This window comes from Streptomyces sp. NPDC037203 (genome assembly GCF_055605065.1).
In genome coordinates this window covers 410,155-420,123 of the sequence record NZ_JBVJUC010000004.1, presented here as the reverse complement: position 1 = coordinate 420,123, position 9,969 = coordinate 410,155, and the positions used below count along the sequence as shown (strand labels likewise).

Below are 9,969 nucleotides of genomic sequence, written 5' to 3'. Positions count from 1 at the left end.
GTGACACAGCAGATTGCGCCCGGCCAGCCACGCCGGTCCGGGGAGGCCGCGACATCCACGACGCACTGGAGTTCCTGGCACCTGCATCTGGCCTCGAACGCCCGGCCACTACTGGACCGGGTGGTGAACGAGGTCGTCGCGCCGACGGTCGGCGAACTCGACGGCGCTCCTTGGTTCTTCATCCGCTACTGGCAGGGCGGACCCCATATCAGGTTCCGTGTGGGGGACCTGCCAGAGGCACGGCACGCCGAAGTGGAACAGGCGTTGCACGAGCGGCTGGAGACCGCCGGACGCCCGGCGGACGGGGAGAGCCTGCTCGACGAGAAGACGTACAGCGCGGAGGCCCGGCTTCTCGCCCGGAACGAATCGCTCAGGGACGACGACGTTCTCGCGCTACGTGCGCCGGGAGTGCACCGGGCCGTCTACGAGCAGGAGACCGAGCGCTATGGTGGCCCCGCCCTGATGCCCCGTACGGAGCGGCTGTTCCAGCTGTCCAGCGAGCTGGTACTCGCCCTGCTGCCGCACGTGTCGAGTCCGCAGGCCCGCTCCGCCCTGGCCCTGCGCGCCACGATCTCCGCGGCCGCCGCGCTCGGCGACGAGACCGAGCAGGCCGCCTTCTACGCCCACAGCCTCATGGCCTGGCGGGCGTGGGCGGGCGGGTTCGGCTGCAGCGAGGAACAGCTGGACGAGATGTGCCGCGTGGCCGGCACAGGTGCCAAGCCCGTCGACCCTTCCCGGCACGGCCCGTTCGAGGCGTGGCATGCGGCTCTGTCGGACCTCGTCGGAGCGGTACGCACCACCACGACCACCATTCCCGGGCAGATCCTCGTCTCCCATGTGCATATGCTTCACAACCGTCTCGGCAGGACGCTCTTCGACGAGCTGCGCACCTACGCATGGCTGACGCACGCCTTCCCGTTGCCGGATCCGGCTCACGGAGGCCGGCCATGAGCGGACGACTGCGGATCGCGGTGATCGGGTCCGGCATCGGGGGGCTGACACTGGCGGCGTCGCTCGCCCGGTCCGGCACCCCGTGCGAGGTGTTCGAGCAGGCCCGTTCGATGGCCGAAATCGGAGCGGGGGTCCAGCTCGCCCCGAACGCCGCGCGTCACCTGGCGCGGCTCGGCCTGGGTCCCGCGCTGCGGGAGCACGGTGTGGCCGTCGACGAGATGCGGGTGTACGGCTGGGCAGGCGGACTGATCACCTGGACGCCGTTCGGCTCCGCCTGCGAGCACCTGTACGGGGCTCCCTATTACGCGATACACCGCGCGCACCTGCAGAAGGCGCTCCTGGATCTGGTCGGGCCAGGACCGCTGCGGCTGGGCCATCGGCTTCTGTCCGTTTCCCGCGACGACGACGAGATGGTGCTCACCTTCCAAAACGGCGTCACGCATCGTGCCGACGTCGTGGTGGGCGCCGACGGCATTCACTCCGTGGTCCGGGAGTCACTGGTGCGCGACGCACCGGTGTTTTCCGGCCTCGGTGTCTTCCGGGGGCTCGTTCCGGCTGACCGGCTGCCGGCGCCTGCGGGCGAACCACTGATCAGGATGTGGCTGGGCCCCGGCCGGCACTTCGTCTGTTATCCCGTGGCCGGCGGACGGTTGATGAGCTTCGCCGCGATCGCCCCCCTCGCCGACGGAGGAGCGGAGTCCTGGTCGGCCACCGGTGACCCCGCCGAACTGGCGGCCGCCTTCGAGGGATGGCGTGGACTGGTCCCGTACATCACCCACACCGCCGACACGGTCCGGCGGTGGGCCCTGTACGACCGGCCGGAGCTGCGGGCATGGTCCGCGGGCCGGCTCACGGTGCTCGGTGATGCCGCGCACCCGATGCTGCCCTTCATGGCACAGGGAGCGAACCAGGCCGTCGAGGACGCGGTGGAGCTCGCCGCGCTGCTTGCAGGGGCTCGCCGCGCCGACGTACCGGAACTGCTTGGCCGGTACGAGCAGGCCCGTGCGCCGCGGACGGCAGCCATCCAGCGGGGGTCCCGAGAGCACTCGGAGAGCATGCACCTCGCGGACGGGCCGCAACAACGCGAACGGGACCGGGTGATGCGCCGGGCCGCGGGCCCCACCGGGCTGCGCGAGCGCGCCTGGCTCTACGGCCATGAGGCGGGCGCGCACCGCACCACACGCCAGGAACGGGAAGGAGTGTCATGAGAGCCGACGGACCGCGGGTGGCCGTGGTCGGCGCCGGGGTGTCGGGACTCGCCGTCTCCATTCTGTTGCGCCGCCACGGTGTCGCATGCGACATCTACGAGAAGTCACAGACGCTGTCGGCGATAGGTGCGGGAATCCAGCTCTCCCCCAACGGCGCCCGCATCCTTCATGAGCTGGGGGCCGAGCCGTCCATGCGCCGCGATGCCATGAAAGCGGACGCAATCGAGACCCGGCGCTGGGACGACGGAAAGCTCCTGGCCCGTCTCACGCATGGAAGGCCCTGCGAGGAACGGTTCGGTGCACCGTACTACCTGGTTCACCGCGCCGATCTGCAAGCCAGTCTGGTCGACCTGCTGCCGCCAGGGCGGATCCACCTCGGTCAGGCAGTGAGCCGGGTGGTGGAACACGACGACCGGGTGGAGCTGCGCTTCGCCGACGGCGGATCGACGACCGCCGACGTCGTCATCGGTGCGGACGGCGTGCACTCCGTGCTGCGCGGGAGTGTCGTGGACGACGAGCCGTTGTTCGCGGGCTATTCGGTCTATCGGGGGCTGGTACCTGCCTCGGCCGTCCCGTCCTTCGAGGACCAGCCGCGAGTGATGTTCTGGCTCGGACCCGGGCGGCACATCACTTACTACCCTGTATCGTCCGGAAATTCGATCCACTTCAGCGCGGTGTGCGCCGGTCCGGAAGGGGGAGGCGTCCTCCGGGGCTTCCCCGCGGGGATCGCGGAGCTCTTGGCCGAGTTCGGCGGCTGGCACCAGGATGTAGTGCGGGTGCTGCGATCGGCAGGATCCGTGACTCGCTGGGGGCTGTTCGACCGGCCCCTGGCCACGCGGTACCGCACTGGCCGGATAGTGCTGGTCGGTGATGCCGCTCATCCGATGCTGCCCTTCCTTTCACAGGGAGCGAGCCAGGCGCTGGAGGACGCAGTTGTCCTGGCGGACTGTCTCACCACGAGCCCGAGCGACATCCCGAGCGGACTGCGCAGATACGAAGCCGTCCGCAGGCCGCGCACGGCAGAGGTCCACCAGCAGTCACGGCTCCGCGCCGAGACGTTCCACTTCCCGGACGGGGCCCGGCAGGCAGCGCGCGATGCGAACCTGGCGGACCGTGCACACCTGGCGGACCTCGACTGGCTGTACGGTGACGCCGTCGGGGCGAGCCGAGTTCTGACCCCGCGCTGATCTGCCGTGACCTGCTGCGGTGTGGCTCGAGCCTGACCGCTGACGTCGCCAGGCCCGAGCCCACACCGCAGCAGGCTGTCATTCAGGGCGGGGGTCCCATCGGAACCGCCGGACGGCCACCACCGCTCCGACGACGCCCCAGGCCGCCAGCACGCCGAGGTCCTTCCACTGGTAGCCACCGCTCTGTGCGAACGGTGCCAGCATGGCGTCGTTGAACGGCTTGACCGGCAGCAGACCTGCGATGTCGTTCAGCACCCCGGCGTGAATCGGGAAGTAGCTACCCGAGATGAACACCAAGGGGAACTGGATGAACTGCACCAGCGCCGGGGCGGCTTCGGCATTCCTGACCAACGATGCGACAGCGACTCCGAGCGCGCAGAAGCTTGCGGCGCCCAGGATCAGCGTCAGCACGATCGCCATCCAGTGGTCCGGTAGTCGCACACCGTAAAAGGACCCCACTGCCATGACCAGAACGACATCCACGAAGCTGACCAAGAGGCAGTGGACCAGCAGACCGACGAAGTAGATCCAGGTCGGCAACGGAGTAGCGCGCAACCGCTTGAGCTGACCGGTCTGCCGTCGTGTCGACAGCACGATCGCCAATTGCCCGTAGCACGCCCCCAGTACGGAGACCGCAGCAACCGTCGGTGTGTAGTACTGGATGCCGGACATCCCGAAGAAGAAGTCCTGTTTGTCGCCTCCCCCGAACACTGCGCCGAAGATCGTCACCACGACTACGGGCAGGAGAAAGGTGAAGATCACCGCTTGCGGATTCCGCCAGAAGGCCAGCTCCTCATAACGCACCTGATGAAGCAGCAGCCTGAGTCGGCTGCGCCCGGACACGTCGTTGTCGGCGGTCACCTGCTCCGGTGCGGCCGGTGAGTCCTCCGCTGTGGGCGGCGAGGATTGAAGGGTCATGAACGGCTCCGATTCGGTCGACGCCCTCGAACAGCGGTGTTCTGCTGGGATGGTTCGTGATCGTAGGAGCGGGTGATGTCGAGGTACACGTCTTCGAGAGAAGGCCGTTCGACTGTGAGTCGACCGAGCGTCGTCCCCTTGCGCAGGGCCCAGTCGGTGAGGGAGTGCAACGTGGGCGTCGGGTCCTCCACCTCGATGGTGACCAGCGAACCGTCGACAGCCTTGACCTTCTGGACCGGCAGGTCCGACGTCTGCGTTCCCGCCGGCAGCTCGAAGCGGATCGTGGTGAGCGCACTGTCCCGTCCGCCCAACGAGGCAGGCGATCCCGAGGCGACGATCCGTCCCTCCGCGATCACAGCCACCGAGTCGGCGAGTGCCTGTACCTCGTCCATGTAGTGCGTCGTGAGAACAATCGTGGTTCCGGAATCCCGGAGATCGCGGACCACTTCCCACGCACTGCGCCTGGCGCTGGGGTCAAAGCCCGTGGTGGGCTCGTCAAGGAAGATCAGACGGGGATTCCCCACCACCCCCAGCGCCAGGTCGAGCCGCCGCTTCTGTCCGCCCGACAGTTCCTTGACCTTGGCGCTCTGCTTCTCGCCCAGACCGACGAGTTCGATGACCCCGTCGACATCGCGGGGCGCTCGGTAATAGCCCGCATTGCGCGCGACGGTCTCGCGCACGGACAGGTACGGCTCCACCGCTATGTCCTGTAGGACGAGCCCAACGTCTTCGCGAAGCCGACGGCTGCCGCCGGGCGTCCCGGGGTCCTGTCCGAGCACCTCCACACGACCCTTGTCGCGACTGCGGAAGCCCTCGAGGATCTCCAGGGTCGTGGTCTTGCCGGCGCCGTTGGGCCCGAGGAAAGCGAAGATCTCACCTTCCGACACTGTGAAGTCGATCCCGCGCAGCACCTCGCGACTCTCGTACGCCTTTCTCAGCCCTTCGACGACGACCGCCGTCACCGCGGACATTCCAGTTCACTCATGCCGCTCCTCAACGTCTTGTTCTCATTCGCCGACCTGAGCTGTCGGGCATGGCGACCCTAGGGGCAGGACCTGACCCAGAAGGAGCGGTGTCAGGGGAAGTGATGACGGCCGTCATCAAGGCGGCGACAGTTGTCAAGCACGGCGGGGCACCTGCCGGAAGGCGGACGATCTCGCCCCAGCGCCTTCCCGTGTAGCCCTTGAGGACGACGGCGACGAACTCGTCGTCGCGGCCGGAGAGCAGGGCCGTGGCGGACTCGGTACGCAAGCAGTACACGCCGCCTCCCCTCCCGGGCAACGCCTGGGCCGTGGTGCCCGTCTCGTCCACTGGGGGCGCACCGGGCGCGTACACGGGGAGGCGGGGATGATGCGGGACGGGGGCGGTCGGGGGGAGGTTGTCGGGGAGGTGCTGCGCCGGTTTCTCGTCGCCGGGGCCGGTGAGCGGGAGCGGCTCGCGCCCCGTGTGGTCGCCGCTGTGGGGCGGGAGCGGCTCGACGCGGTGCTCGAGGCCACGTTCCGGCGGGTCGGCAAGGTCACCGGAGTGCGGGACAGTCCCGAGGGGCTGGTGATTCAGGGCAGTGAGGGCGAGGTGCTCGCGTTCGCGGCCAGCGGGGACGGCCAGCGGCTGGACGCGTTGCTGATCTCCCCCGCCGTTCACCGGCCGGCGCGGCTCAAGGTTCCCCGGTGGGTGGTGCCGGTGTCGGCCCGGGTGGTGCTCGCGGTGTTGTTCGCCCTGCGTATCGACGCGTGCTGGACGGCTCCCAGCCGGGTCGCCTGGTGCGGCCGGCTGCTCATCGTCGCGGCCGGTTACCTCGTCGTGCACGGCTGGTTTGCCCCCGCCGAGTTCTCCCGCTGGATACGCCGGGCGCTCCAGGCCGGCGCGCTCGTGGCCGTCGCCTCCGCCTGGCGGCTGCCGCGGCTCCCCTCGTCGGGTGACGCCGCCGAGCTGGGCATGGGCATCGGCCTGTGCGTCCTGTTCGGGCTGCTGCTGGTGCGGGCGCGGCGGCACCGCTGGGGGATGGCCGTCTCCCGGCCCCTCGACTTCCCGCTGCGGAGCGGCCGTTGGCTCGTGGGGCAGGGTGGCGGGCGGGGCCTGAACCATCACGCGGCGGTTCCCGAGCAGCGTGGTGCGCTGGATCTCCTCCAGGTCGGGCCCGGCGGCTCCCGGACCACGGGCGGGCGCGGTGGGAACAAGAGGTATCTGGCCTACGGGCAGACCGTGTTCGCCCCGTGCGACGGTACGGTCGTCTCCGCCGCCGGCCTCGTCGAGGACCAGGAGCCCGGTGTCATCCGCTACCAGCCGCCCTACGGCAACCATGTGTGGATCGACACGGGTGCCGAGATCGTCAAGCTCGCCCATCTGCGGCCGGGCACGGTGACCGTGGCCGCGGGCGATGTCGTACGGGCCGGTCAGCCGCTCGGCGAGGTCGGCAACTCGGGGAACAGCAGCGAGCCGCATCTGCACATCCACGCCGAACGGGACGGCCTCGGCCTCGACCTGGAGTTCCGGGGGATCGGCGGTTCGCTGTACCGGGGGCGGACCGTGCGTACCTAGGTGACGGCACGTACGGGAAGACGGGCGGGGCGCACGTGGGGAGGCAGTGCGCCCCGCCCGGATCGGGGACGGGGGTGGTCAGTGAGGGTGGCGGATGTGGGTGGTGGCCAGGGTGATGAAGAGGGCCAGGACGGCGGTGGGGGCGGTGATGGCGGTCAGCCAGGCGGTCGGGGTGGTGGGGCCCTCGGACAGGTGGAGGGTGGCGGTGATCGCGGCGGCGGTCAGGCCGGTGGTGAGGAGGACGGCGACCACATAGCGGGTGCGGTCGGGGGGCGGTGGGGCTTGGGCGGGGGCCAACTGCGCCCACTGGGCGGCGGCTTCGCGGGTTTCGCGGGCGTGGAGGAGGGACGACGAGACGAGGAGGGCGAGGGACAGGAGGGCGCCTGTCGTGGCGGCGGTCGCCGGCCAGGTCCAGGGGGTCGTCGTGAGCAGGAGTACGGCGACGGCCGCCGCCGTCGACCACGCCGTCACGCAGGACGCCGCCCGCGCCCGGCGGGAGACCGGGCGGTCGGCGCCCGCGCGCAGGTCGGCGAGGGCCGGGAGGTACCAGACGCAGCCGGCGGCGGTCACCGCGGTGGTGACCAGGGCCGGTACGGGATGCGGCATGCCGGGGTCTCTCTTTCGCGTCGTGCGCTAACCCGCCGCCCCTGCCCCGAGAGCCTCCGGGGACTCCGAGGTCTCCAGCAGCTCCAGGGCCGTGATCTCCGGGTGGTGCAGGTCGAACGCCGGGGACTCGCTGCGGATGCGGGGGAGGGTGGTGAAGTTGTGGCGCGGGGGCGGGCAGGAGGTCGCCCACTCCAGGGAACGGCCGTAGCCCCAGGGGTCGTCCACGCCCACCGGCTCGGCGTACTTGGCGGTCTTCCAGACGTTGTGGAAGAACGGAAGGAGGGACAGGCCGAGGAGGAACGAGCCGATCGTGGACAGGGTGTTGAGGGCGGTGAAACCGTCGGTCGCGAGGTAGTCGGCGTACCGGCGCGGCATGCCCTCGGCGCCCAGCCAGTGCTGCACGAGGAAGGTCAGGTGGAAGCCCGCGGTCAGCGTCCAGAAGGTGATCTTCCCGAGGCGTTCGTCCAGCATCCTGCCGGTGAACTTCGGCCACCAGAAGTGGAATCCGGCGAACATCGCGTACACGACCGTACCGAAGATCGTGTAGTGGAAGTGGGCGACCACGAAGTAGGAGTCGGACAGGTGGAAGTCCATCGGCGGAGAGGCCAGGATCACGCCGGTCAGACCGCCGAAGACGAAGGTGACCAGGAAGCCGGTGGCCCAGAGCATCGGGGTCTCGAAGGAGAGTGAACCCTTCCACATCGTGCCGATCCAGTTGAAGAATTTCACCCCGGTCGGGACGGCGATCAGGAAGGTCATGAAGGAGAAGAAGGGAAGCAGCACGCCGCCGGTGACGTACATGTGGTGCGCCCAGACGGTGACCGACAGGCCGGCGATGGCGATCGTGGCGCCGATCAGGCCCATGTAGCCGAACATCGGTTTGCGGGAGAAGACCGGGATGATCTCGGAGATGATGCCGAAGAACGGCAGCGCCAGGATGTAGACCTCCGGATGGCCGAAGAACCAGAAGAGGTGCTGCCACAGCAGGGCGCCGCCGTTGGCCGCGTCGAAGATGTGGCTGCCGAACTTGCGGTCGCACTCCAGGGCGAACAGGGCCGCGGCCAGGACCGGGAAGACGATCAGGACCAGGAGCGCGGTCAGCAGCACGTTCCATACGAAGATCGGCATGCGGAACATGGTCATGCCGGGCGCGCGCATGCAGATGATCGTGGTGATGAAGTTGACCGCGCCCGCGATCGAACCGAAGCCGGACAGCGCGACGCCCATGATCCACAGGTCGGAGCCGAGCCCCGGCGAGTGCACCGCGTCGGACAGCGGGGCGTACAGGAACCACCCGAAGTCCGCCGCGCCGTCGGGCGTCAGGAAGCCGCCCGCCGCGATCAGCGAGCCGAACAGGAACAGCCAGAAGGCCAGCATGTTCAGCCGGGGGAACGCCACGTCGGGCGCGCCGATCTGGAGCGGCATGATCCAGTTCGCGAAGCCGGTGAACAGCGGCATCGCGAACAGCAGCAGCATGATCGAGCCGTGCATGGTGAAGGCCTGGTCGAACTGCTCGTTCGTCATGATCTGCAGTCCGGGCCGGGCCAGCTCGGCGCGCATCAGCAGCGCCAGGACACCGCCGATCAGGAAGAACGCGAACGCGCAGACCAGGTACATCGTCCCGATCCGCTTGTGGTCCGTGGTGGTCAGCCACTGGATCCAGGTGGGCCGTGCGCGCCGTACGGCGGGCTGCCGCGCGCCGGCCCCCGTGATCTCGGCGCCCGGAGGGCCGGTCGTCACGTGGTGCGGCCGGCCGGTCATCCCCTTGTGTGTCTGTGCCTCGTCCACCGGACGGCGTCCCTCCCAGCTGTGCATGTCGGAGCCGGCCGGGAAGCGCCACGCGTGCGGGTGGTGGACCCGGCGCTTCCCGGCCCGCCACATGATCAGCCCGCGGGCACCCCTCGCCGGTAGGGCCCAACAGGCCCGGCCGCGGGCGTCGGCAGGGCCGGGTGGCCCTTCTTGCCCGGCCCCTACCGGTCGGTGTTGGCGGTACAGCGCGGTGCCGAAGATGGTCCGGCTGCCGCGCCGGTCCCGCTGCCGAGGGGGGCGCCGGTGGTCGTGTCGCCGGCCCCCAAGAGGTCCTCAGGAGGCCCAAGGGACCTCAAGGAGCCCCCCAGGGAGCCCGTAGAGGAAGTCCGTAGGGGAAGCCCGCGGGGGGACCGTTCAGCGCCTCACGCCAGCGACAGGAACAGCCGCTCCATCCGCGCCTTCATCGCCTCCGCGTCCTCCCCGCTCCTGCGGCCCGACTCGATGTCGGCCACGCACTGCTGGAGCCCGGTGGCGATGATCGCGAAACCGGCGCGGTCCAGCGCCCGCGAGGCGGCGGCCAGCTGGGTGACGACCTCCTCGCAGTCCCGGCCCTCCTCGATCATCCGGATCACTCCGGAGATCTGGCCCTGCGCACGGCGCAGCCGGTTCAGGACGGCCTTCAGGGACGCGCCCTCGAGCTCCAGTTCCACGCTCACTCCTCCAGCAATACCCCTAGGGGTACTGTACGTCCGGATTCGGGGCCGAGGCGAGCGCCCGCGACCGCCGTGGCACCGAAGTTCTAGGCTTCCCCC

At 69.7% G+C, this 9,969-nt stretch carries 9 protein-coding genes; 4 read left to right on the top strand and 5 right to left on the bottom strand.

Going from position 1 to position 9,969, the window contains the following annotated elements:
• The 3 genes from ACZ7EC_RS15270 to ACZ7EC_RS15260 are packed head-to-tail and all read left to right on the top strand — an operon-like array spanning nucleotide 1 to nucleotide 3,346.
• The gene (locus tag ACZ7EC_RS15270) at nucleotides 1-951 is read left to right on the top strand and encodes a thiopeptide-type bacteriocin biosynthesis protein (RefSeq protein ID WP_471062668.1); all 951 of its coding nucleotides are present in this window, start codon (nucleotides 1-3) and stop codon (nucleotides 949-951) included.
• Nucleotides 948-2,159: an FAD-dependent monooxygenase gene (locus tag ACZ7EC_RS15265; protein WP_471062667.1), complete on the top strand. Its 1,212-nt coding sequence runs from the start codon at nucleotides 948-950 to the stop codon at nucleotides 2,157-2,159. The genes ACZ7EC_RS15270 and ACZ7EC_RS15265 overlap by 4 nt, the downstream gene beginning before the upstream one ends.
• Nucleotides 2,156-3,346 carry an FAD-dependent monooxygenase gene (locus tag ACZ7EC_RS15260; protein WP_471062665.1) on the top strand — a complete coding sequence of 397 codons (1,191 nt, stop codon included), beginning with the start codon at nucleotides 2,156-2,158 and terminating at the stop codon, nucleotides 3,344-3,346. Before ACZ7EC_RS15265 ends, ACZ7EC_RS15260 begins: the two co-directional genes overlap by 4 nt.
• A gap of 78 nt (nucleotides 3,347-3,424) precedes the next feature.
• Here ACZ7EC_RS15260 and ACZ7EC_RS15255 read toward each other — a convergent pair whose 3' ends face one another.
• Together ACZ7EC_RS15255 and ACZ7EC_RS15250 are read right to left on the bottom strand one after the other, a co-directional pair.
• A complete protein-coding gene (locus ACZ7EC_RS15255) occupies nucleotides 3,425-4,264 on the bottom strand; it encodes an ABC transporter permease (protein WP_471062663.1) in 840 nt (279 codons plus the stop codon).
• On the bottom strand, nucleotides 4,261-5,226 hold the full coding sequence (locus ACZ7EC_RS15250) for an ABC transporter ATP-binding protein (protein WP_471062661.1): 966 nt from the start codon (nucleotides 5,224-5,226) through the stop codon (nucleotides 4,261-4,263). The genes ACZ7EC_RS15255 and ACZ7EC_RS15250 overlap by 4 nt, the downstream gene beginning before the upstream one ends.
• 427 nt (nucleotides 5,227-5,653) lie before the next feature.
• Here ACZ7EC_RS15250 and ACZ7EC_RS15245 point away from each other — a divergent pair, with 427 nt between their 5' ends.
• Complete coding sequence (locus ACZ7EC_RS15245) at nucleotides 5,654-6,802, top strand: M23 family metallopeptidase (RefSeq protein WP_471062659.1); 1,149 nt, start codon at nucleotides 5,654-5,656, stop codon at nucleotides 6,800-6,802.
• A 78-nt stretch (nucleotides 6,803-6,880) separates the two neighbouring features.
• Here ACZ7EC_RS15245 and ACZ7EC_RS15240 read toward each other — a convergent pair whose 3' ends face one another.
• The 3 genes from ACZ7EC_RS15240 to ACZ7EC_RS15230 form a co-directional block, all read right to left on the bottom strand.
• A complete protein-coding gene (locus ACZ7EC_RS15240) occupies nucleotides 6,881-7,408 on the bottom strand; it encodes a hypothetical protein (RefSeq protein WP_471062658.1) in 528 nt (175 codons plus the stop codon).
• A 27-nt stretch (nucleotides 7,409-7,435) separates the two neighbouring features.
• Complete coding sequence (gene ctaD, locus ACZ7EC_RS15235) at nucleotides 7,436-9,169, bottom strand: aa3-type cytochrome oxidase subunit I (protein ID WP_471062657.1); 1,734 nt, start codon at nucleotides 9,167-9,169, stop codon at nucleotides 7,436-7,438.
• Nucleotides 9,170-9,579: 410 nt separating this feature from the next.
• Nucleotides 9,580-9,867 carry a metal-sensitive transcriptional regulator gene (locus tag ACZ7EC_RS15230; protein WP_471062655.1) on the bottom strand — a complete coding sequence of 96 codons (288 nt, stop codon included), beginning with the start codon at nucleotides 9,865-9,867 and terminating at the stop codon, nucleotides 9,580-9,582.
• Nucleotides 9,868-9,969: the final 102 nt, after the last annotated feature.